The organism is Mesorhizobium sp. M7D.F.Ca.US.004.03.1.1 (assembly GCF_003998635.1).
In the GTDB taxonomy this organism is placed as follows: domain Bacteria; phylum Pseudomonadota; class Alphaproteobacteria; order Rhizobiales; family Rhizobiaceae; genus Mesorhizobium; species Mesorhizobium loti.
Map to the genome: position 1 here is coordinate 1 of NZ_RZQG01001860.1, position 401 is coordinate 401.

General features: G+C 64.3%; 1 pseudogene. It reads left to right on the forward strand.

Annotated features, from left to right (window positions below):
- A pseudogene (locus EN935_RS40410) lies at positions 1-401 on the forward strand (mannitol dehydrogenase family protein); the annotation flags it as partial.

Genomic DNA, 401 nt, shown 5'->3' on the forward strand with positions numbered 1-401 from the left:
CTTAACGGTGCCCAGACGACACTCGCCACGCTCGGCGTGCTGGCCGGCCTCGAACACACATCAGACGCCATCGCCGACCCGCTGCTGGCGGCCTTCATCAGACGCATGCTTGTCGAGGAAACGCTGCCGACACTGACGCCGGTGCCAGGCATGGATCCATCAGCCTATGTCGAGCAGAGCCTCGGCCGCTTGCGCAACACTGCCATCCGCCACCGCAACCACCAGATCGCCACCGACGGCTCGCAGAAGATCGTCCAGCGCCTGCTCAACCCGATCCGCGACCGCTTGCGCCAAGGCGAAAGCATCGCACTACTGTCGATCCCTGTCGCGGGCTGGATGGCCTATCTGATCCAGGCCTCGGAAAAATTCGGCAAACGCTGGCCGGTGTCGGACCCCTATGC